We start from the raw sequence: 20,834 nt of genomic DNA on the forward strand, positions 1-20,834 counted from the left end.
GCCACCGGGTGATCAGGCGGTGAGCGGCGCGAGTCGCCCGATGGCGGCGAGCGGGATGCCGATCCAGTCGGGACGGTTGCGGGTCTCGTAGATCGCTTCGTACACGGCCTTGTCGAGCTCGAACGCGGCCAGCAGTGCATCGGGGGCCGTCTGGCCCGCGCCGACCGTCTCGGCGTAGCCGGACAGGAACGCCTGCTGCGCCGCGATGACCCAGGCGCGCACGGCCGCGCCGTCGTCGTCGGCCACGGCGCCCGAGACGTAGTCGAACGAGCGCAGCATGCCGGCGACGTCGCGCACGGCGAGGTCGGGGCTGCGGCGCTCCGAGATCGGGCGCAGCGGTTCTCCCTCGAAATCGAGCAGTACCCACCCGTTCGCGGGCGTATGCAGGACCTGACCGAGGTGCAGGTCGCCGTGCACGCGCTGCAGGGGCGGCCACGGGGCCGCCACGGCGTCGGCGTACACCTGCCGGATGCGGTCGGCGTAGGGCGAGAGCGCGGGCACCTCGGACACCGCGATGGCCAGGCGCCTCTCCCAGGCGGCGGCCACCCGCGCACGCACCTCGGCGTCGGGTGCCACGGTGGGGAAGGCGTCGGCCAACGCCACGTGCATCCGCGCGACGCTGGCCCCGAGCGCTCGAGCCGGGGCGCTGAAGTCGTCTCCGGCGGTGGCGGCGAGAAGGGCGACCCGCCACGCGTCCTCGACCCCGTCGAAGAACTCCTGCGCGAAGGCGAGCGACCCGGTCGCCTCGTCGCCGTCCGCCGTCGTCCAGGTGCCCCGGACCTCGCCGATCGCGGCCGGCACGAACGTCGCGCCGCCGACTGCGAGCGCGGACTGCAGTTCGACGTCCGGGTTCACCCCCGCGTTGACCTGACGGAACAGCTTGCAGATGACCGGCGCAGCACCCTCCGGGCGGAAGATGATCGAGGTGTTCGACTGCTCGCCGCTCAGCACGCGCGCGGGAACGGCGATCGCGGTCGTCGCGGGCGGTGCCGTCAGGGGGATGCCGATGAACCGGCCGTCGCCTGTCGCCCCCGCACCGCCCTCGGTGACGAGATGGAACAACAGGTCGGTGAACGCGGGGTCGGTGACGGCATCCGCCCACACCCGCCCGTCGCCCGCAGGGCCGATGAGACTCCCGGGGAGCACGGCGTCCGGGTCGCGCTGCGACACCGGCACCTGGTAGACGGATGCGGGGGTCACCGCCTCGTCTCGGACGAGAAGCACCCGCGTGCCGGGGATGACGAGCTCCTCATCGGCGACGAGGGTCAGTCGCGGATCGCGACCCTTCGTGCCGTACCACCGCTGTCGCGGCATCCACACGGTCAGGAGATCGAGGAGGTCACCCATGCGGCGAGGCTAACGCGATCGGGTGTCGAGCGCTCGGGTCTTGCGCGCGGGCCGCGTCGATGACAAGGCGTCAGGGCGCGTCGGACGACGCCGCGTCGTCGCGGTCCTTGCGGCGCGGCAGTGCCTTCCGCGCGACGGACCCCGTCCGCCGGCCCGCGGAGCCGACGGCTCCGGCGATGGCGCCGCCGACGCGCTGCACGCCGCCCACCGCTCGGCGCTCGAGTCTGTCGGCTCCGGGTCGCGGTTCCAGGTCGTGGGGGAGGATCAGCGGAGGCGCCCCGAAGGCCCGCCGCGACGTCACGAGCACGCGACGGCCGAGGATGTTGTTCCCGGCCCCGCCCACGACGGCCCCGACGCCGAACGGGAGCGCCTTGCCGAGCCACGAGGCGCCGCCCCGGGCCGCGAACTGACGGACGAACGTGGTCTTCAGGCGGTCGACCAGGGGTCCGACGGCCGCGCGGGGGAGCGTCTTCGTGACGAGTTCCCCCCAGTAGCCGGCGCGGGTGGTCCCGCGTCCGGCGGCCTGCGACGCCAGCTGGGCGACGAGGTCCGTCCCCTCCTTGCCGAGCATCAGGGTCAGGACGAGGGCGCGGGCACGATCGGGGTCCTCGATCGCGACCCCGTGCACCTCGGCGACCGATTGCGCGAACAGCGCCGTGGCCTCCAGGAAGCCGACCGTCTCCACGCCGCTCAGCGCCAGGGTGACACCGGTCCCGATGCCCGGCACGACGGCGGTCGCGCCGACGGCCGCGCCGCCCGTGGTCACGGCCGCGAGGTAACGCCGCTCGAGGATCCGGAGGATCTCCTGCGGGGAGGCATCCGGATGCCGCAGTCGGATGCTCCGCAGGTGGGCCAGCACCGCGGGACGCTGCACGGACAGCACGCGGTCGAGCATGCGGATCGTGCGGGGATGCTCCTCCGACCCCGCCGGCGGCAGCCCGCCCTTCCACGGCGCGTCGTCGGGCAGGGAATGGATGCGATGCACCTTCTCAGCCATGATTCCATCCTGCCCCCGTGGGGCGATGTCGTCCGGGCCTTGACGCGCGTCGGAGATCAGACGAAGAGGTTCGCGCGCTCCAGGTCTTCCGCGAAGTCGACCTCGACGGCGTAGAGGTCGGAGATGTCGAGAGGCTCGACGCGCATCCCGTCCTGGGCGATGGCCAATTCGATACCGCGTTCGAAGTAGTCCTGGTCGTCGACGCGCTGCAGGTGGCGCTGGAGTGTCTTCTTGTCGCGGGCGGCGACGTAGTTGATGCCCACGGCTTCCCCCAGGCCGCCACGGACGGTCTTGGAGAGCTCCGCGACGAAGCCCTCGGCATCCACCGTGTACTTCACCTCTTCGTCGCTGACCTTGGCGGTGTTGACCGTGACGAAGGACCGGTCGCCCTCGATCAGCTCGAGGGCGCGGCCGAGCACGTCGGGATCGAACACGACGTCGCCGTTCATCCACAGCACTCCGTCGCGGCCGGTCGCCGAGAGGGCGCGCAGCAGACTCTTGGAGGTGTTCGTCTGGTCGTAGCGGTCGTTGTAGACGTAATCCACACGCGGGAACGCGTCGACGACGGTCTCCGCCCGGTAGCCGACGACGGTGGTGATGCGGGCCGTGCGGCCCAACGCCGCGCGGATGTTGTCGTGCTGCTGCTGCATGATGCTGCGCCCGTCAGCGAGCACGGTCAGCGGTTTGGGCAGACTTCTCCCCAATCGCGAGCCCATGCCCGCGGCGAGAATGACGATCTGAAGGGTCAAGGCAGGCTCCTGGGGGATGAGTTGTCATTTCCGGTTCACCGGAATGTCACGCCTTCGTGTCGAATTCATGCTAGTCAAACGCTCTGGGAAGGTGCAGAATTCGCCGTGGTCGTTGTCCTTTCGTGATGCCTACCGTCTCGGACGCCGCGTGTCACCCGCCGGGGTGGGTGTCGGAGGGGGTTGATAGTTTGGAACGATGACAGCGTCGCTGCCGCAGCCCCCTGAGTCCGCCTCCGCTGGGTCGGAGGACGATGCGGCGAGCGTCGACGCCTCTCCCACGCCCCCGCCGGGTCCTCGGACGCCCCGTCGCACCGCATCGTCGTCGCCTCGCACGACGGGCGAATCGGATGCCGCCGATCAGGGCGACACGCCGGAGGTGAAGAAGTCGACGCCGCGAACTTCGTCGGCACGCAACGCCTCCACCGGGGCCGCGCCGCGCAGCCCGCGCACGCCCGCTGCCAAGAAGCCGGCGACGCCGCGCACGCCGGCCGCGAAGAAGCCGGCCACGCCGCGCGCATCCGCGGCCGAGAAACCGGCGACGCCGCGCACGTCCGCGGCGAAGAAGCCGGCGACGCCGCGCACGCCGGCCGCGAAGAAGCCGACCACGCCGCGCGCATCCGCCGCCGCGAAGAAGCCGGCCACCCCGCGGACCGCCCCGTCGGCGGTTCCGGACGAGGCGCGTCCGGTGGTCGATCCCGGTCCGCCGCCGCCGTTGCCCGCCGATCTGGTCGTGCCGCCGAGGCCGCCGTTGCCGCCCGTGGGTGGTTCACTGTCCGTCGACGATCCCACCCCGGCGGACGTGGCCGTCGAGGAGCCGAAGGTGGTCGACGAGCTGCCGGTCGAAGAGCCGGTGGTCGTCGAGGAGCCGGTGGATAAGTCGGCGGTCGTCGAGGGGCCGGTGGCTGTCGCCGAGCCGGTGTCCGAGGAACCGATGGCTGTCGAAGCGCCGGTGGACGCGGAGCCTGCGGGGGGCGAGGACCCGACGGTCGAGGCATCCTCCTCCCCGGCCCTCATCCCTTCGGATGAGAATGCGACCCCGGTTGGGGCCGTCGTCGAGGAGCCGGTGACGGTCGAGGAGCCCGCGGCCGACGAGCCGGTGGCCGACGAGCCGGTGGCCGAGGACGAGACGGCGGACGCCGCGGAGCCGATGTCTGAGGAGCCGGTGACGGTCGCGGAGCCGGTGTCCGTGGAGACGCCGGCGGACGCGTCGCCTGCGGCTGCCGAAGAAGCGGCGGTCGAAGAGTCGGTGGTCGAGGAGACGGTGGTCGACGAGCCGGTGCTTGTCGAGGAGCCGGCGGCCGAAGAGCCTGCCGTGGAGCATTCCGCCGCCGAGGAGCCGGCCGCCGCGGAGCCGCTGACTGTCGACGAATCCGCCGAAAGTGACTCTGCGGTCCCGGAATCCGAGATCGCCGACGAGAGCGTCCCCGGGGAGTCGGCATCCGACCCCGCGGTGGAGGAGTCGTCGTTCACCGACCAGGACACCGATTCGGCCGACGCCGACGCCGACATCGCCGCGACGGGAGCGGCGGAGGCGCAGGACGCGTCCGCGGCCGAAGTCGCCGGTGCCGCGGCCGCCCCGGCCGCCGCGGACCAAAGCGACGTCGCGAGCGACGTTCCGGCGCTGCGTCTGCGCAACGTCACGAAGCTGTTCGGCGAGGTGCGGGCGGTCGACGGCGTCGACCTGACCGTCCCGGCCGGCTCGTTCTACGGTCTCGTCGGACCGAACGGGGCGGGGAAGACGACGACGCTCTCGATCATCGCGGGTCTCCTCCGCTCGAACGGCGGAACGGTCGAGATCAACGGCGTCGACGCGGGACGCCAGTCGCGCGCCGCCAAGAAGCTGATCGGCGTCCTCCCGGATCGCCTCCGCACGTTCGACCGTCTCACCGGCCGCCAGCTGCTGTCGTACTACGGCGCGCTGCGCGGTCTGCCGTCGCCCGTCGTCGAGAGTCGCGCCGCCGACCTGGCTCGCGCCTTCGACCTCGTCGAGGCGCTCGGTCGACCGGTGTCGGATTACTCGGCGGGCATGACGAAGAAGGTCATGCTGGCCGGGGCGATGATCCATTCGCCGCGCCTGCTCGTCCTCGACGAGCCGTTCGAGGCCGTCGATCCGGTCTCCAGTGCGGTGATCCTCGACATCCTGCGCGCCTACGTCGACCACGGTGGCACGGTGATCCTCTCCAGCCACGGAATGGAGCTGGTGGAGCGCGTGTGTTCGCGTGTCGCGGTCATCGTGTCGGGGCAGGTGCTCGCCGAGGGCACCGTCGACGAGGTGCGCGGCGAGTCGACGCTCGAGCAGCGTTTCCTCGAGCTCTCCGGCGGGCTCGGCGACGTGGAGGGGCTCGAGTGGTTGCACACGTTCTCCGCCTGAGGCTCGCGATGATGCTCGGCGCCCTCCGGGGCGATCGGGATCATGTGCTGCGCCGCGCCGTCGGTCTGTTCGTCCTCATCGCCGGCACCGTCTTCGCCGCGGTCAACGTCGTCGCCCTGGCCGACTCCGACCGTCTGACGACCGCGGTGGTGACGGTGCTCGCGGGCTCGGCGGTCACCCTGGGCTTCGCGATCGCCCCGCCGGTCACCGCCTCCGTCGACCCTCTCGACCCGCGTCGGTTCGCCGTGATCGGCCCCGAGCCCCGACCGCTCGCGGCCGCACTGCTGGCGGCCGGGTTCTTCAGCGTCCCCGTGGTCGTCGTGGTCGTCCTGGCCGTCAGTCTCGCGGTGGCGTGGACCGCTCACGGGGCGCCCGTCGGCGGCAGCATCGTGTCGATCGTGCTCGGCGTGACCACCTGCGTCCTGCTCGCCCGTGTCAGCCTCGCCCTCGGAGCCCTCGTGCGTCGTCCCCGGCAGTCGCGCGAGCTGATCGGGGTCTACCTCGTCGCCGTGCTCGTCGTGGTCGTTCCCGTGGGCATCTTCCTGGGCTCGCTCGAGTGGCGCGGAGCCGTTCCCTCGCAGCTCGTCTCGGCCGCCGAAGTGCTCGGGTGGACACCCGTCGGGGCGGCATGGAACATCGCTGTGGCTCCGACCGCGGGTGCCGCCGCAGCGAGCGTCGTCGTCGCCCTCGCCACCGTCGCCCTTCTGACCGCCGCCTGGTTCGTCCTCGTCCGCGTCCTGCTGACGACGACGCCGCGCCCCTTCACCGTCCGCGAGCGCGCGGGCCTGGGGTGGTTCGCCCTGCTCCCCGGCACGCCCGGAGGCGCTGTCGCGGCGCGCAGCCTGTCGTACTGGTTCCGCGACCGCCGTTACGTGGTCAACGTCCTGGTCGTTCCGATCGCCGCGGTCCTCACGACCCTCCCGCTCATCGTCGCCGGCGTCCCCGTCGAGTACGCCGTTCTTCTTCCCGCGCCGATCATCGCCCTGTTCCTGGGATGGCTGCCCCACAACGATCTGGCGTACGACTCCACGGCGCTCTGGATGCACATCGCGAGCGGTGTCCGGGGCCTCTCGGACCGACTGGGCCGCCTCGTGCCGGTCGTGCTCATCGCGCTCCCGCTTCTGGCCGTCGCCATCCCGCTCGCCATCGCGGTTCACGGTCGGTGGGCCTTCGCTCCCGCGCTCGTGGGCGTGTGCGCGGCCCCCTTCCTCTCGGGGCTGGGCTTGTCGAGCATCGCGTCGGTCGTCGCTCCGTATGCCGTCTCCCGTCCCGGCGACAGCCCCTTCCAGCAGCCGCAGCGCACGGGCTCCGGTGGCGTCGCGTCTCAGGCGCTCGTCATGATCGGCGCCCTGATCGCGGCGAGCCCGGCGATCTGGTTCGCCTGGCAGGCCGTGGCATCCGACACCGCCGACGCCTTCGCCGCGCTGTGGGCCGGTCTCGGGGCAGGGGTCGTCGTCCTCCTGGTCGGGGTCGCGGTAGGAGCGGCGCAGTTCGAGCGGCGGGGGACGCGGCTCATGGAGTTCGCCGAAGCCACCTGACGCCCGTCGGCGGCGGCCCCGCCGGTGGTCGGAGCGGAGAACCGTCCGAGCCCCGCGGTCCGCGGCTACACTGGCAGACCATGAGCACGCCTCTCGACCGACCGGACAGCGGGGGTCTCGCGACCCTGGATCGCGAGCTCGAAGAGCTCATCCGCGAGGAGAACATCGAGCCGGGTGATCACGAGCGGTTCTCCCACTACGTGAAGAAGGACAAGATCCTCGAGTCGGCCCTGACGGGCAAGCCTGTACGCGCGTTGTGCGGGAAGAAGTGGACGCCGGGCCGCGATCCCGAGAAGTTCCCCGTGTGCCCGCAGTGCAAAGAGATCTACGAATCCCTGAACGGCTGAATCCCTCGCCGATCACCCGAGGGTGAGCGACTTCGTCTGCGAGGTCGATCCGTCCGAGCCGTAGATCGTGAAAGTGATCGTGTACGTCCCCGGAGCGATCGGGTAAACGTTCTCGCCGGGATACCAGTTCAGGTTCTGCGCGTATCCGCCGAGCGTGATCGAGAAGTAACCCGACAGCGTCGTGGTCGCGGCGGGCGCGGGAGGCACGACCTCGATCGTGTACTGCACCACCGCGGGTTCGGGGTCGCGTGTCGGCCACCACGTGATGTTCTGGTCGTAGTGGGCCGCGGCATAGATCGCGAGGGGACCGCGCGTGGTGTGGGTCGCGGGGTCATATCTGCTCGTGTCGGTCACCGCCCAGCCCTCGCTGATCCGCAGCTTGGAGATCGGTACCGACGTCGCCGACTGCGCGACGGCGGGCACGAACGTCGCCGCGAACGCGGGTGCGACCCACGCCGTCGCCGAGAGGACGGTGCGGCGCGTGGGCTCGAGCCATCGGGGCGATGACGCATCGTCGGGCATGGAACTCTCCGTTCGGTGCTGGGGTCGCCCGATTGCTGAGAGCTCGAGAGCAGGTGCAGGGGCGAGGTTCCACGCTAGGCATCGCGAGCACGCCCCGCCCCGGACGCGAGACGAATCTCACCCACGACGTCAGGGCTTTCGCCCCGAGAGCGCCGGAAGTGCGCTCACACCTCCATGTACTCGGTCGGCAGGGCCGGGTCGGAGCGACTGAGCGCGAGGGCGCGCACGGGCAGCTCCTCGCGCACACGGGCATGGTGGGCCCGGGCGGCTCCCACTCCGTTCGGGCCGAGCGCGGCGGCATCCGGTTCCCCGTCCACCATCAGCGGAACCTGGAGTGCCCGGGCGTCAGGGTGCTGGGCGGCGGTGGCGAGCTCTTCGAAGCCGTCGCTCACGACGATGAGCTCGGTCGTGGCCGTACCCGCGTCGAGTGTGCGGAATGCCGCCTTGCGGCCTCCGTGCGAGGCCTTCTGAGCCGAGGCCTTCGCGACGGGCACCCAGGAGCCGTCCGCGTCCGCCCGCGCCACGAGCTTGAAGACGAGACCGGCGGTGGGCACACCCGAGCCGGTGACGACTGAGGTGCCGACGCCGTAGCTGTCGACGGGGGAGGCGGCGAGCGCGGCGATCGCATACTCGTCGAGGTCGCTGGTGACCGTGATCCGCGTACCGGTGGCGCCGAGTTCGTCGAGGAGCGCGCGCACCTCTCCCGCCACGATCGGCAGGTCGCCGGAGTCGATGCGCACCCCTCCCAGCCCGGTCCCCGCGACGCGCACGGCGGTGCGCACTCCCTCGGGGATGTCGTACGTGTCGATCAGCAGCGTCGTGTCGGTGCCGACGGCCGCGATCTGGGAGCGGAACGCGTCCTCCTCGCTGTCGTGCAGGAGCGTCCAGGCGTGCGCGGCGGTGCCCATGGTCGGCACGGCCCAACGGCGGCCGGCCTCGAGGTTGCTCGTGGCGGAGAACCCGGCGATGTACGCGGCGCGCGCAGCGGCCACGGCGGATTCCTCGCCGGCCCGACGCGATCCCATCTCGGCCAGGGGGCGGTCGCCGGCGGCGACGCTCATGCGGGCGGCCGCGGTGGCGACCGCCGAGTCGAAGTTCAGGACGCTCAGGGCGAGAGTCTCGAGGATGACCGCCTCGGCGAACGTCCCCTCGATGGTGAGCAGCGGAGATCCGGGGAAGTAGATCTCGCCCTCCCGGTAGCCGGTGATCGACCCTGTGAAGCGGTATCCGGCGAGGAAGTCGAGGGTGGCGGCATCCACGATCCGGTTGTCCCGCAGGTAGCGCAGCTCGTCGTCGCCGAAGCGGAAGTCGCGGATCGCGTCGAGCAGTCGCCCGGTCCCGGCCACGACGCCGAATCGCCGCCCGCCCGAGAGGCGCCGACCGAACACCTCGAAGACGCAGCGCCGCTGCGCCGTGCCGTCGCGGAGGCCCGCGTCGAGCATGGTGAGTTCGTAGCGATCGGTGTGGAGAGCCGTACTGCGGGTCATCGCGCCAGCCTATGCCGGGGTCTGCTGCAGCAGCGCCCCGTGCGAAACTCCTGAGTTTCCGGTAGAACGGCGGGGCCGCGAGCACCGAACCCGACCTCGCGCCCACATTCTCCGGAGTTCGGCTCGCGAGCGGCGGGCGCACCGGGGTCGCGCGGTGGCCGCCGGGTAGGCTGGATGCCTATGAACGACGCGCCGATCGGCATCTTCGACTCGGGAGTCGGTGGTCTCACCGTCGCCCGCGCGGTCTCGGCGCAGCTGCCGCGGGAGTCGATCCTCTACGTCGGCGACACGGCTCGCTCGCCGTACGGGCCGAAGCCGATCGCCGACGTCCGGCGGTACGCGCTCGAGGTGCTCGACACGCTCGTCGAGCAGGGCGTGAAGATGCTCGTGATCGCCTGCAACACGGCATCCGCCGCGATGCTGCGTGACGCGCGCGAGCGCTACGACGTGCCGGTGGTCGAGGTGATCGGGCCCGCCGTCCGCACCGCGATGTCCACCACCCGCAACGGCCGCATCGGCGTGATCGGCACGGTCGGCACCATCGGTTCGCGGGCCTATCAGGACATGCTCGAGGTCAATGAGCGCCTCACCGTCTTCGCCGAGGCGGCTCCCCGGTTCGTGGAGTTCGTCGAGGCGGGGGTCACCGACTCGCCCGAGGTGCTCGCGGTCGCCGAGGAGTACCTGGCGCCGCTGCGTCGCGCCGGCGTCGACACGCTCGTGCTCGGCTGCACCCACTACCCGTTCCTCGAGGGCGCCATCAGCTACGTGATGGGACCCGAGGTGAGCCTTGTGTCCAGCGACAGCGAGACCGCGAAGGACGTGTACCGACAGCTCGTGTCGGGTGACTTGCTGGCCGGGCCCGACGCGGTCCCCACACACCACTACGAGGCGACGGGTGCGTCGGCCGACGAGTTCGTCCGCCTGGCCCATCGCCTGATGGGCCGCGAGATCCGCGATGTGCAGCTGGTGCAGACCGGCGCCATCGACCTGCCGCGCTGAGGCGTGGCATCCATTCCGTCCTGAGGAGGACCCATGACCCGTAAAGACGGCCGGACCGACGACCAGCTGCGCCCCGTGACGATCGAGCGGGGCTGGTCGGCGCACGCCGAGGGCTCGGCACTCATCACGTTCGGCGGCACGAAGGTGCTGTGCACGGCGTCGTTCACGAACGGCGTGCCGCGTTGGCTCACGGGCAAGGGCAAGGGCTGGGTCACGGCCGAGTACGCGATGCTCCCGCGCGCGACGAACAGCCGCAACGACCGCGAGAGCATCAAGGGTAAGGTCGGCGGGCGCACGCACGAGATCTCGCGCCTGATCGGCCGCGCGCTCCGCGCCGTCGTCGACACGAAGGCGCTCGGAGAGAACACGATCGTCATCGACTGCGACGTGCTGCAGGCCGACGGCGGCACGCGCACCGCGGCGATCACGGGCGCGTACGTCGCCCTCGCGGATGCCATCGCGTGGGGCCGCGAGAAGAAGTTCATCGCGCAGCGCTCCGAGGTGCTGGTGGACTCGGTGTCGGCTGTGTCGGTCGGAATCATCGACGGCACCCCGATGCTCGACCTCGCGTACGTCGAGGACGTGCGCGCCGAGACCGACATGAACGTCGTCGTCACCGGCCGCGGCCTGTTCGTTGAGGTGCAGGGCACGGCCGAGGGCGCGCCCTTCGACAAGCGCGAGCTCGACCAGCTGCTCGAGCTCGGCGTCAACGGCTGCGCGCAGCTGCGCGACCTGCAGACTGCGGCGCTGGAGGGCTGACGTGGCGCGCATCGTCCTGGCCACCCACAACCCGCACAAGGTCGAGGAGTTCCAGGCGATCGTCGCCGCGACCCGTCCCGACCTCGAGGTCGTCGGGTACGACGGCCCCGAGCCGGTCGAGGACGGTGTGACGTTCGTCGCCAACGCGCTCATCAAGGCGCGCGCGGCCGCCGCGCACACGGGGCTGCCGGCGCTGGCCGACGACTCGGGTGTCGCGGTGGACGTCCTGGGCGGATCGCCCGGCGTGTTCTCGGCGTACTGGGCCGGGCACAAGAAGGATGCCGCGGCCAACCTCGAGCTGCTTCTCGACCAGCTCTCCGATGTCGCCGACCCGCACCGTACGGCGCAGTTCGTGTCGGTGATCGCGCTCGTGCGTCCCGACGGCACCGAGGACACGGTCGAGGGCCGCTGGCCCGGCCGCCTCGCGACGGCGCCCGCCGGGCCCGGCGGCTTCGGCTACGACCCGATCTTCATCCCGGACGGGCAGGATGCCACGGCCGAGCGCACGGTCGGGGAGTGGTCGGCCGAGGAGAAGAACGCGCACTCGCACCGGGCACGCGCGTTCCGCAGCCTCGTGCCGCTGCTGCGAACGCTCTGAGCCGCGCGGCGAGAGCGAAAACCGCTCTCATTCCCGACTAGCCCGAATCGCCGCGGGTTGCCCCGGCGCGGCTCTAGCCTGGATCCATGCACGATCACGCGCCCGCCGGCGGCATCCGCGATGCCGGGAACCGACGCCTGCTCGCGATCGCGCTGAGTCTCACGGCGACCGTGATGGTCGTTCAGGTCGTGGGCGCGATCCTCACCGGATCGCTCGCGCTGCTCGCCGATGCGGCGCACATGTTCACCGACGCCGCGGCCCTCGTCGTCGCGCTCATCGCGACGGCGATCGCGGCGCGTCCGGCCGATGACCGCCGCACGTTCGGGTATCAGCGTGCCGAGGTGCTCGGAGCGCTCGTCAACGGCATCGTCCTGATCGTCCTGAGCCTGTGGGTCGCATTCGAGGCGGTTCAGCGGCTGCTCGCTCCGGCCGAGGCCGAGGTGCAGGGCGGGCTCATGCTCGTCGTGGCCGTCGTCGGTCTCCTCGCGAACGCCGTGTCGATGTGGTTGCTGGGCCGCGCGCAGAAGCGCAGCATCAACGTGCGCGGCGCCTACCTCGAGGTGCTGGGCGACCTCATCGGCTCCGCGGCGGTGATCGTCGCGGCGATCGTGATCGTCACGACCCGATTCGTGCAGGCGGATGCCATCGCCTCGCTGTTCATCGCGGTGATGATCGTCCCGCGGGCCATCGGACTGCTGCGTGAGGTCATGGCGGTGCTCACCGAGTCGGCGCCGACCGGGGTGCACGTGGCGGAGATCCGCGAGCACCTGCGTGGGGCCGACGGTGTCGTCGACGTGCACGACGTGCACGTGTGGCAGCTCACGCGCGGAGCGCCGGTGTTCAGCGCGCACGTCGTCGTGGAGGAGGCGGCCCTGACCGACGGTCGCGCATCGCGCATCCTGGCATCCCTCCAGACGTGCCTCGCCGACCACTTCGACGTCGAGCACTCGACGTTCCAGCTCGAACCCGCCGGTCACGTCGAGCACGACGCGCAGCACGCGTAGCGCTCAGTCCTCGCGGACGACGTCCGCCGGGTCCTTGTCGGGCCGGAGGCCGCGCCACCGTGCCTGGCGCAGGATGCCACCGGGCGTGAACTCGGCGAACTCCACCTCGCCCACGAGGTCGGGGCGCACCCACAGGGCGTCGCGGGCGTCGGCCGCCGGCACGCCGACGAAGGGATCGGCATCCGTGCGAAGAGGCTCCAGCACCTCGGACAGGCACGCGAGCGTCCGCTCGCCGAAGCCCGAACCGACGCGCCCGGCGTACTGCAGCCCATCGGCCGTGGGCACACCGACCAGCAGCGACCCGATCGTGCCCGAGCGGTTGCCCTTCCCGGGACGGATGCCGCCGATGACGACCTCCTGCGTTCGGGAGTGCTTGACCTTGAGCCAGCGGTCGGATCTCTCTCCTCGGCGGTAGGGCGATCCGGCATCCTTCACGACGATGCCCTCGAGTCCGAACCGTCCGCTGGCCGCGAGTGCGGCCTCGACGTCGTCGAAGACGGGCGGCACCACGACGACGGCTGCCGCATCCGCCGCCAGGTGCTCGAGGATCTCGCGGCGTTCCGCCAGCGGGAGTCCCGTGACATCGCGGCCGTCCGCCTCGAGCACGTCGAACAGGTACAGCTGCACCGGGGTGCGGGCGGCCTCGTGCGTGATCTCGCGCGCCTGGGCGAGGTTCATGCGCTTCTGCAGCAGCGGGAAGCTCGGCCGCCCCTGGGCGTCGAGCGCGACGATCTCCCCGTCGAGTACCGCGGGAGCTGCGCCCAGACCGAGGTCGACGGCCGTGAGCTCGGGGTAGGTGGCGGTGAGGTCGTTGCCGTTGCGCGACCGCAGCCGAAGGCGCTCCCCGTCCCAGATCCCGATCCCGCGGATGCCGTCCCACTTCATCTCCACCCACTCCCGGCCCCAGCGCTCGGCGGCCGCGCGCGCCAGTCCCGGCGTGGAGGAGGTGGCGAGCATGGGGCGCAGGTCGCTGGCGGTCGCGGGTGCAGAGGTGGGCGACGGCGCTGCGGCGGCCGCGGGTGCAGGATCCGCGCGGGGGGCCACGGCCGACCCCTCACGCTGCGGCCGGCCCTCGGCATCCGTCTTCATCCGGTGGAGCAGCCACTGCGACTTCTCGCCGGAGCCCTCGGTGCGGATGAGGGCGAGTCGAACGCGCCCGAGCGGCCCGTCCGGGCGGCCGGTGAGGGTCGCGATGACCTCGTCGTCCCGCCATTTCTCGAGCTCGTACGTGCCGGTGTCCCAGACGGTCATGGTGCCCGCGCCGTACTGTCCGCGCGGGATCTCGCCCGCGAAGTCGAGGTACTGCATCGGGTGGTCCTCGGTCATCACCGCGAGGCTGTTCTTGCCGGTCGTCGGCGGAACCCCTCTCGGGACCGCCCAGCTGACCAGCACGCCGTCGCGTTCGAGCCGCAGGTCCCAGTGCAGGCGCGACGCGTGGTGCTCCTGGATGACGAAGCGGGGGAGTCCCTCGCCGCCGGCTTCGGCATGCGGGTGCTCGGGGACGGGCTCGGGCGTGCGGCCGGCCGTGCGCTTCGCGATATAGGCGCGCAGCGGACCCTCCGGGCGATCGATCGCGGCGAGGGGGTCGCCCGTGCGTTCCAGGATCTCGTGGAACAGCAGGTGCCGGAGTCCCGGATCGTCGAGTTCCTCCCACGTGCGCGGCGCGGCGACCGTCGGCTCGGCGCGACCGCGCAGCGAGTACGGCGCGATCGTCGTCTTCGAGCCGTTGTTCTGGCTCCAGTCGATGAACACCTTGCCGGGGCGCGCGGCCTTGGACATCTGGCTCACGACGAGGTCGGGGTGGTCGGCCTCGATCGCGCGCGCCAGTTCCTTCGCGACGGCGCTGACCGCGTCGCTCGTCTGCCGCCCGTCGAGGTGCGCGTACAGATGGATGCCCTTGCTGCCGCTGGTGACCGGCAGCGGGTCGAGGCCGATGTCGAGCAGGATCGCCCGCGCCCACCGGGCGACCTCGGCGCACTCCGCGAGCCCCACTCCCGGCCCCGGGTCGAGGTCCAGGACGATCCGGTCGGGATCGAGGCGGGTACCGGCGGCGTCGAACCGCCACTGCGGCACGTGCAGCTCCAGGCTCGCGACCTGCGCGAGGTACACCAGCGCCGGGACGTCCTCGACGAGCGGGTAGTCCTTGGCGCCGGACGAATGATCGATCGGATGCCGTGGCATCCAGGCCGGTGCGCCCGGCTCCAGCGCCTTCGCGAAGAACGGCTCACCCGACTCGGCCGCGGTTCCCACGCCGTCCGGCCAGCGCTTGCGGGTCACGGGTCGACCCTGCACGTGGGGGAGCAGCCGAGGAGCGATGCGGGTGTAGTAGTCGATGACCTCGCCCTTGGTGGTCCCGGTCTCCGGATACAGCACCTTGTCGAGGTTGGACAGGCGCAGGCGACGGCCGTCGATCCGCACCGTCTGCTCCACCATCGCCCCAGCGTAGAGCGGACGAGGGCGCGGATGCCGCGCAAGGGTCTCGGCATCCGGGCTGCCGGGGGTGTTCACTGGACCCATGCGATCGATCTGGAAAGGCGCACTGACCTTCGGTCTCGTCAACGTGCCCGTCAAGGTGTACTCCGCGACCGAAGACCACGACGTCCCGCTGCACCAGGTGCACAACAAGGACGGCGGACGCATCCGCTACCAGCGCATCTGCGAGGTCGACGGCGAGGTCGTCCCGTACCAGGACATCGACCGCGCCTACGACGACGGCGAGCAGACCGTGGTGCTGACCAAGGACGACCTCGCGTCGCTCCCGAGCGAACGCAGCCGCGAGATCGAGGTCGTCGAGTTCGTCCCCAGCGACCAGGTCGACCTGCTCACCCTCGACAAGGCGTACTACCTCGAGCCCGACTCCGCGTCGCCGAAGGCCTACGTCCTGCTGCGGAAGACGCTGGAGCAGACCGACCGCACCGCGATCGTCCGATTCTCGCTCCGGCAGAAGACACGGCTGGCGGCGCTCCGCACGCGCGGTGACGTCCTCGTGCTCCAGACGCTGCTCTGGGCCGACGAGGTGCGTGCGGCCGAGTTCCCCGCTCTCGACGATGACGTACGCATCTCCGCGAAGGAGCTGGAGATGTCGGCATCCCTCGTCGAGAGCTTCTCGAAGGACTTCGACGCCGAGGAGTTCGGCGACGAGTACCAGCGCGAGCTGCGCACGCTCATCGACGCCAAGCTCGAACAGGGCGATGCGATCGACACGGCCGCGACGTTCGGGGAGCAGGATGCCGACGACGACGGCGGAGAGGTCATCGACCTGATGGAGGCGCTCCGCGCGAGCGTCGAACGCAGTCGCGCGGCGCGTTCCGGGAAGGCCGAGGAACCCGCCCCGAAGAAGAAGGCGGAGCCGAAGAAGAAGGCCTCGAAGGCGTCGTGATCGCCGCCGCGCTCAGTGGGAGCGGTGGTCGCCGTCCTCGAGCGTCTTGGGGTCGAGGACGAGCGACGCCGAATCGGTCGCGGTGCCGGCGGCCGCCTCGCGTTTGGCCGCGGCACGCTCGCGGAAGTAGTGCACGGCGATGAAGATCGCCGTGCCCGCGACGGCGGCGAGCAGGATGACGTCGATGTACTCGGTCACGATGTCGCGCACGAACGGGATGTAGCCCACGGCGTAGCCCAGCATCGTCAGGCCGACACCCCAGATGATGGCGCCGATCAGGTTGTAGAGCGAGTACTTCCGCCACGGCATGTGGCCGACTCCGGCGGCGATGGGCGCGAAGGTGCGTACCACCGGCACGAAGCGGGCGAGGATCACGGTGATGCCGCCGAAGCGCTCGAAGAACGCGTTCGTGCGTTCGACGTTCTTCCGGCTGAAGATGCCGGATTCCTTGCGTTCGAAGATCGACGGTCCGGCCTTGTGGCCGATGAAGTAGCCGACCTCGCCGCCGATGAACGCGGACACGCCGATCGCCAAGGCGACCCACCAGGCGTTGATCCCGAACACGCCGTTCGGTGCCGCGGGAGTCGAGTGCGACAGGAGCCCCGCCATGATGAGCAGCGTGTCACCGGGGAGGAGGAAGCCGATCAGCAGCCCCGTCTCAGCGAAGATGATGAAGCACACCACCAGCAGCGCCCAGGGCTGGGAGTTGGTGATGATGGCGGCCGGGTCCAGCCAGGGGAGCAGGCCTGCGGAGTGGATCACATCGGTCCCGTCGGGTCGGAAGAAACGGTGTCGTGGAAGGGATGTCCGTGCGGAAGGGGGGACTTGAACCCCCACGCCCGAAGGCACAGGAACCTAAATCCTGCGTGTCTGCCGGTTTCACCACTCCCGCGAGATGACTCATTCTAGGGCTGACCGTCCCGCGCTCCATGTGAAGCCGCCGTCAACGACGACGACCCCATGTCGGGAGCAGGCGCGTGTCGCGGGAATGCGGACTCGCCCCCGGTCCTTCACCTTCGTATGAAGGCCATCGTCTACTCCACCCCCGGTGATTCGTCCGTCCTCTCGCTCGTCGACCGCGAGATCCCCGAACCCGGCCCCGGCGAGGTCCGGGTGCGCATCGCTGTCTCCGGCGTCAACCCGACCGATTGGAAGGCGCGAGCGAGCGTCGGACGCCCCCTCGTCGCCGACGAGGTCACCCCGAACCAGGACGGTGCCGGAACGGTGGATGCCGTGGGCGACGGCGTCGACCACCTCGCCGTCGGCGACCGCGTGTGGATCCACCTGGCTGCTCACCAGCGGCCGACGGGGACCGCGGCGGAGTACTCCGTGATCCCGGCTGCGCGCGCCGTGCCCCTCGCCGACGGGGCGTCGTTCGAGCTCGGGGCCAGCCTCGGCGTCCCCGCCATGACGGCCCACCGCGCCCTCACCGTGCACGAGTTCGGCCCGGCGCGCCTCACGCCCGGGGCGCTCGAGGGTCGGATCGTCCTGGTGCAGTGCGGCGCCGGTGCCGTGGGGCACGCGGCGATCCAGCTCGCCGTCTGGGCCGGCGCCACCGTCATCGCGACCGTCAGCAGCGCCGAGAAGGAGGCGTTCGCCCGCGCCGCCGGCGCCCACCACGTGCTGCGCTATCCCGATGCCGGGTTGGCGGATGGCATCCGTGAGCTCGCCCCGCAGGGCGTGGACCACATCGTCGAGGTGGCGATCGCTGAGAACGCCGGGCTGGACGTCGAGGTCGTCGCGAACCACGGGTCGATCGGGTACTACGCCGACAATGGCGGCGACACCTTCACCGCGGCCGTGCGCGACAGCTTCGCGAAGAACGTCCGCTGGCAGGGACTGCTGCTCTACACGGTGGGCGAGGAGGCTCTCGCCGCTGCGGCGGAGGATGTCTCGGCCGCGGTCGCCGACGGGGTGCTGCCGGTGGGGGAGGACGCCGGTCTTCCCCTGGAGCTGTTCTCGCTCGAGCAGACCGCCGCGGCGCATGACGCCGTCGAGGGCGGCGCGACCGGGAAGGTGCTCATCCGGGTGGCGGATGCCGACGACTGATCGGTCTCGCTGAGCCGGGTCGGGGCGCGGGTCGAGAAGACCCGCGCCCCGACGTCACGTCGGCTGACGGGCGAGGGTGATCGCGCACATCCCCAGCGCGACGCACGCGAGCGCCAGCGCGAGCGGGCTGCCGGCCCGGTGCGCCACCGCACCCAGGACCGCTCCCGTGACGAGCGCACCCCACAGCAGCAGCGGTCGCCTCCACGCCGTCCGGGCACCGCCCGTGACGAGCGCGGCGAGGGCGAGTCCCAGACTGACCAGTGTTCCTGTGCTGTAGGTGATCGCGACGCGCGCACGGCCGTCGGCGAGGAACAGCGTGTTCAGCGCTCCCATCGCGGCCGCCAGAAGACCGGCGCGCCACAGCGTGGCGGAGCCGGCGAGAGCGAGCAGCGCCACCGAGCCCACGACGAGAGCCGCTCCCGCGACGATCCAGGGCCGAGGTCGCGCCAGAGCCGTGTTCGCGACGCCGCCGAGCGCCACGCCCGCGACGAACGCGGCGATGATGCCGGCCGATGCGAGGGCGATCAACGCTCCCGGACCGATCACTTCGACGGCCGCTTGGGTGGAGTTGCCGCTCATGAAGGAGACGAACAGGCCGCCGGTGTCGAGGAAGCCGATCGCGTCGACGAAGCCCGCGACGGATGCCAGGGCGGCGGAAACGGCGAGCGATCCGCGGTCGACGTCTTTCATGACGGCATCCCTTCCGACGATCGGTGCGCGTCCGGGATCATCGTCGGGCGTCGGGGGCGTCGTCGGCAAATCGGCGCGGATGCCGGTTGCGGCCACGACACGGCGACGGGGTCGCGCACATCGGTGCGCGACCCCGCCGGTGCGTGGTGTTACGAGGCGTCTCCGCTCTGCGAGCGACGACGGTGGATGATCGTTCCGGCCGCGATGAGCACGCCGAGGCCGAGCATGCCGGCGCCGATCAGCGGCAGCGGCGAGCCCTCGACCTCCGAGCCGGTGTTCGCGAGATTCCCGCGCGAACCCGTGGTCCCCGCGGGTGTGGTGGTCGCGGTCGGGGACGCGCTGGCCGAGACGCTGGGCTCGGGTGACGGCTCCACCGGGGGATCGGTGGGCTCGGGCGACGGCTCGACCGGAGGCACGACCGCGTTCCACGCGAGCACCGCGGCGGCGTTGCCGATCGCGGGGGCGAAGATGTCGATCGACTCCCGGCTCACGTTCGCGAGCGTGTCATCGACCGTGTGATAGTTGCGATCCATGATGACCCCGGCCTCGCCGCCGAACACCGCGGCCTGCTCGGCGGTCTTCACGTCGTCGGCGCCCGAGAAGAGGCCGCCCGCGGGGATGCCGTTGTCGATGAACGCCTGGTAGTCCGAGCGTCCCGAGTACTCGCTGTCGATCCAGGGCTGGTCGATGCCGTCGAAGTAGTCGGTGTAGACCTTCTCCAACTCGGCGGAGCCCTCGGGGATGTCCACGCCCTCCGCGGGGAACGTCGAGCGGTTGGCGTCGTACACCCCGACCGTGAAGTTCTCCGAACCGATCATGTCGTAGTTGAGGTACGCCGAGATGCGGCGGAGTTCGGCCGGATCGTTGGCCGCGAGGTCCTCGACGTAGCGGGTCGAACCCACGAGCCCGACCTCTTCGGCGCTCCAGAGCGCGAGGCGGATGCGCTTGTCGTTCGGGACGTCGGATGCCGCGATCTTCTCGGCCAGCGCGAGGATCGCGGCGGAGCCGGAGGCGTTGTCGTTCACGCCCGGTCCCTCGGGGACACTGTCGAGGTGCGCACCGATGACGATCGTGTCCTCGGGGTCGCCGGCGATGCTGTCGGCGATGACGTTGAACGTCTTGCCGATGAGGAACTCCTTGACGATCTCGGCCGTCCCCTCCACCGGGGCGTCCGCCGGGGCCGCGTCGATGAGGGCCGCCAGCGTCTCGCCCGAGGCCTGCGGCAGGGTGGCGGCGGGGGCGTTGGCTTCGTTGCGGGGACCCGATGCGACGTTCGTGAGCTGGTCTTCGGGACCGACGCCCTCCTCGGTCGGACGGGTGTTGTTGTAGACGAACACCGCGCCCGCTCCGGCGGTCGAGGCGAAGCCGATCTTCTCCTCGAACGTGCAGGCTCCTCGCTGCACGAGCACGATCGCCCCGTCGGGGATGTCGGCGAAGTCGTCGGCGACGCAGCCGAGCCGCAGGCCGTCAGCGTCTTCGGCGGGCTGGGCGAGCGGCGCCGTGTAGGGCGCGTCGGTTCCCTCGGACAGGTCGAAGTGCGAGCCCTCGTAGACGGTGCCGTCCACGGTCAGGCTCGCATCGCCGAAGACCGAGTACGGCTCCTCGAACTCCTGGCGCGTGACGGTGAACGCGCCGGTGTCCTCCAGTACCTGCTCGGCGTACTCCGCGGCGGCGGTGTAGCCGGGGGCGTAGAACGCCCGGTAGTCCTGGTCGGCGTACGACTGGGTGATCTCCGCGATCTCGGTCAGGTGCGTCATGACGTCCGCGCCGGTCAGGCCGAGCGTCTCGGGGCCGTCCTCCGGCGCCGCGGTGGCCGCCGGGGCGATCAGGAGCGAGCCGCCGACGAGAGCGCCGGCCGCGATCAGGCAGGTCGCGCGTCTCGCGCGCGGGGGAGGGGTCGACAAAGTGGTTCTGGGCACGTGAATGCACCTCTCCGCGGGCACCTCTGCCCGCATCATCCAGGGGGGAATGACTCCTGCCGTCGTGAGGAGACGGCAG

Annotated in this window: 19 protein-coding genes and 1 tRNA gene; 9 read left to right on the top strand and 11 right to left on the bottom strand. The window is 71.2% G+C overall.

What is annotated here, in order from left to right:
• Positions 1 to 12: 12 nt before the first annotated feature.
• The 4 genes from QM517_RS02795 to QM517_RS02810 form a co-directional block, all read right to left on the bottom strand.
• The gene (locus QM517_RS02795) at positions 13 to 1,347 is read right to left on the bottom strand and encodes a maltokinase N-terminal cap-like domain-containing protein (protein WP_283285050.1); all 1,335 of its coding nucleotides are present in this window, start codon (positions 1,345 to 1,347) and stop codon (positions 13 to 15) included.
• Between the two features lie 70 nt (positions 1,348 to 1,417).
• The gene (locus QM517_RS02800; RefSeq protein WP_283285052.1) at positions 1,418 to 2,344 is read right to left on the bottom strand and encodes a hypothetical protein; all 927 of its coding nucleotides are present in this window, start codon (positions 2,342 to 2,344) and stop codon (positions 1,418 to 1,420) included.
• Positions 2,345 to 2,400: 56 nt separating this feature from the next.
• Positions 2,401 to 3,093, bottom strand: a complete 693-nt coding sequence (locus tag QM517_RS02805) for a phosphocholine cytidylyltransferase family protein (RefSeq protein WP_283285054.1) — start codon at positions 3,091 to 3,093, stop codon at positions 2,401 to 2,403.
• Between the two features lie 357 nt (positions 3,094 to 3,450).
• The gene (locus tag QM517_RS02810) at positions 3,451 to 3,735 is read right to left on the bottom strand and encodes a hypothetical protein (protein ID WP_283285056.1); all 285 of its coding nucleotides are present in this window, start codon (positions 3,733 to 3,735) and stop codon (positions 3,451 to 3,453) included.
• A 43-nt stretch (positions 3,736 to 3,778) separates the two neighbouring features.
• Between QM517_RS02810 and QM517_RS02815 the strand changes: the two genes are divergently transcribed.
• The 3 genes from QM517_RS02815 (at position 3,779) to QM517_RS02825 (ending at position 7,349) form a co-directional block, all read left to right on the top strand.
• On the top strand, positions 3,779 to 5,464 hold the full coding sequence (locus QM517_RS02815) for an ABC transporter ATP-binding protein (RefSeq protein ID WP_283285057.1): 1,686 nt from the start codon (positions 3,779 to 3,781) through the stop codon (positions 5,462 to 5,464).
• The gene (locus tag QM517_RS02820) at positions 5,440 to 7,002 is read left to right on the top strand and encodes a hypothetical protein (protein ID WP_283285059.1); all 1,563 of its coding nucleotides are present in this window, start codon (positions 5,440 to 5,442) and stop codon (positions 7,000 to 7,002) included. Before QM517_RS02815 ends, QM517_RS02820 begins: the two co-directional genes overlap by 25 nt.
• A gap of 80 nt (positions 7,003 to 7,082) precedes the next feature.
• Complete coding sequence (locus QM517_RS02825; protein WP_077051737.1) at positions 7,083 to 7,349, top strand: DUF3039 domain-containing protein; 267 nt, start codon at positions 7,083 to 7,085, stop codon at positions 7,347 to 7,349.
• Positions 7,350 to 7,361: 12 nt separating this feature from the next.
• Here the strand turns inward: QM517_RS02825 and QM517_RS02830 are convergent, their stop codons facing one another.
• Together QM517_RS02830 and QM517_RS02835 are read right to left on the bottom strand one after the other, a co-directional pair.
• Complete coding sequence (locus QM517_RS02830; RefSeq protein ID WP_283285061.1) at positions 7,362 to 7,871, bottom strand: hypothetical protein; 510 nt, start codon at positions 7,869 to 7,871, stop codon at positions 7,362 to 7,364.
• A 164-nt stretch (positions 7,872 to 8,035) separates the two neighbouring features.
• Entirely contained in the window at positions 8,036 to 9,358 is a 1,323-nt protein-coding gene (locus QM517_RS02835) for a nicotinate phosphoribosyltransferase (RefSeq protein WP_283285063.1), read from the bottom strand.
• A gap of 180 nt (positions 9,359 to 9,538) precedes the next feature.
• Between QM517_RS02835 and murI the strand changes: the two genes are divergently transcribed.
• From murI to QM517_RS02855, 4 genes are all read left to right on the top strand, one after another.
• Positions 9,539 to 10,357 (top strand): glutamate racemase, encoded by an 819-nt coding sequence (gene murI, locus QM517_RS02840; protein WP_303655290.1) that lies wholly within the window; start codon positions 9,539 to 9,541, stop codon positions 10,355 to 10,357.
• 33 nt (positions 10,358 to 10,390) lie between these two features.
• Positions 10,391 to 11,116: a ribonuclease PH gene (gene rph, locus QM517_RS02845; protein ID WP_076490178.1), complete on the top strand. Its 726-nt coding sequence runs from the start codon at positions 10,391 to 10,393 to the stop codon at positions 11,114 to 11,116.
• Position 11,117: 1 nt separating this feature from the next.
• A complete protein-coding gene (rdgB, locus tag QM517_RS02850) occupies positions 11,118 to 11,714 on the top strand; it encodes an RdgB/HAM1 family non-canonical purine NTP pyrophosphatase (protein ID WP_283285069.1) in 597 nt (198 codons plus the stop codon).
• An 86-nt stretch (positions 11,715 to 11,800) separates the two neighbouring features.
• Positions 11,801 to 12,718 (top strand): cation diffusion facilitator family transporter, encoded by a 918-nt coding sequence (locus QM517_RS02855; RefSeq protein WP_283285071.1) that lies wholly within the window; start codon positions 11,801 to 11,803, stop codon positions 12,716 to 12,718.
• A 3-nt stretch (positions 12,719 to 12,721) separates the two neighbouring features.
• On the opposite strand, the gene QM517_RS02860 is transcribed toward QM517_RS02855, so the two are convergent.
• Positions 12,722 to 15,151 (bottom strand): ATP-dependent DNA ligase, encoded by a 2,430-nt coding sequence (locus QM517_RS02860; RefSeq protein WP_283285073.1) that lies wholly within the window; start codon positions 15,149 to 15,151, stop codon positions 12,722 to 12,724.
• An 82-nt stretch (positions 15,152 to 15,233) separates the two neighbouring features.
• Here QM517_RS02860 and ku point away from each other — a divergent pair, with 82 nt between their 5' ends.
• The gene (gene ku, locus QM517_RS02865) at positions 15,234 to 16,097 is read left to right on the top strand and encodes a non-homologous end joining protein Ku (RefSeq protein WP_283285076.1); all 864 of its coding nucleotides are present in this window, start codon (positions 15,234 to 15,236) and stop codon (positions 16,095 to 16,097) included.
• Between the two features lie 12 nt (positions 16,098 to 16,109).
• Here ku and QM517_RS02870 read toward each other — a convergent pair whose 3' ends face one another.
• Positions 16,110 to 16,856, bottom strand: a complete 747-nt coding sequence (locus tag QM517_RS02870; protein WP_308208885.1) for a DedA family protein — start codon at positions 16,854 to 16,856, stop codon at positions 16,110 to 16,112.
• Between the two features lie 51 nt (positions 16,857 to 16,907).
• Positions 16,908 to 16,989: transfer RNA gene (locus tag QM517_RS02875), tRNA-Leu, on the bottom strand.
• A 128-nt stretch (positions 16,990 to 17,117) separates the two neighbouring features.
• On the opposite strand from QM517_RS02875, the gene QM517_RS02880 reads away from it, so the two are divergent.
• On the top strand, positions 17,118 to 18,146 hold the full coding sequence (locus QM517_RS02880; protein ID WP_283285080.1) for an NADPH:quinone reductase: 1,029 nt from the start codon (positions 17,118 to 17,120) through the stop codon (positions 18,144 to 18,146).
• Positions 18,147 to 18,200: 54 nt separating this feature from the next.
• Here the strand turns inward: QM517_RS02880 and QM517_RS02885 are convergent, their stop codons facing one another.
• Both QM517_RS02885 and QM517_RS02890 read right to left on the bottom strand, forming a co-directional pair.
• Positions 18,201 to 18,836, bottom strand: coding sequence for a YoaK family protein (locus tag QM517_RS02885; protein ID WP_283285082.1), 636 nt, complete (start codon positions 18,834 to 18,836; stop codon positions 18,201 to 18,203).
• Positions 18,837 to 18,985: 149 nt separating this feature from the next.
• Positions 18,986 to 20,755 carry a M20/M25/M40 family metallo-hydrolase gene (locus QM517_RS02890; RefSeq protein ID WP_283285084.1) on the bottom strand — a complete coding sequence of 590 codons (1,770 nt, stop codon included), beginning with the start codon at positions 20,753 to 20,755 and terminating at the stop codon, positions 18,986 to 18,988.
• Between the last annotated feature and the right edge of the window lie 79 nt (positions 20,756 to 20,834).

It is taken from the genome of Microbacterium sp. IEGM 1404 (assembly GCF_030056775.1).
In the GTDB taxonomy this organism is placed as follows: domain Bacteria; phylum Actinomycetota; class Actinomycetes; order Actinomycetales; family Microbacteriaceae; genus Microbacterium.

Bases quoted from the DNA above. Each gene is read 5' to 3' on its own strand.
- QM517_RS02795 (WP_283285050.1), bottom strand. From the start codon at position 1,347: ATGGGTGACCTCCTCGATCTCCTGACCGTGTGGATGCCGCGACAGCGG.
- QM517_RS02800 (WP_283285052.1), bottom strand. From the start codon at position 2,344: ATGGCTGAGAAGGTGCATCGCATCCATTCCCTGCCCGACGACGCGCCG.
- QM517_RS02825 (WP_077051737.1), top strand. From the start codon at position 7,083: ATGAGCACGCCTCTCGACCGACCGGACAGCGGGGGTCTCGCGACCCTG.
- QM517_RS02830 (WP_283285061.1), bottom strand. From the start codon at position 7,871: ATGCCCGACGATGCGTCATCGCCCCGATGGCTCGAGCCCACGCGCCGC.
- QM517_RS02835 (WP_283285063.1), bottom strand. From the start codon at position 9,358: ATGACCCGCAGTACGGCTCTCCACACCGATCGCTACGAACTCACCATG.
- murI (WP_303655290.1), top strand. From the start codon at position 9,539: ATGAACGACGCGCCGATCGGCATCTTCGACTCGGGAGTCGGTGGTCTC.
- rph (WP_076490178.1), top strand. From the start codon at position 10,391: ATGACCCGTAAAGACGGCCGGACCGACGACCAGCTGCGCCCCGTGACG.
- QM517_RS02855 (WP_283285071.1), top strand. From the start codon at position 11,801: ATGCACGATCACGCGCCCGCCGGCGGCATCCGCGATGCCGGGAACCGA.
- QM517_RS02860 (WP_283285073.1), bottom strand. From the start codon at position 15,151: ATGGTGGAGCAGACGGTGCGGATCGACGGCCGTCGCCTGCGCCTGTCC.
- ku (WP_283285076.1), top strand. From the start codon at position 15,234: ATGCGATCGATCTGGAAAGGCGCACTGACCTTCGGTCTCGTCAACGTG.
- QM517_RS02880 (WP_283285080.1), top strand. From the start codon at position 17,118: ATGAAGGCCATCGTCTACTCCACCCCCGGTGATTCGTCCGTCCTCTCG.
- QM517_RS02885 (WP_283285082.1), bottom strand. From the start codon at position 18,836: ATGAAAGACGTCGACCGCGGATCGCTCGCCGTTTCCGCCGCCCTGGCA.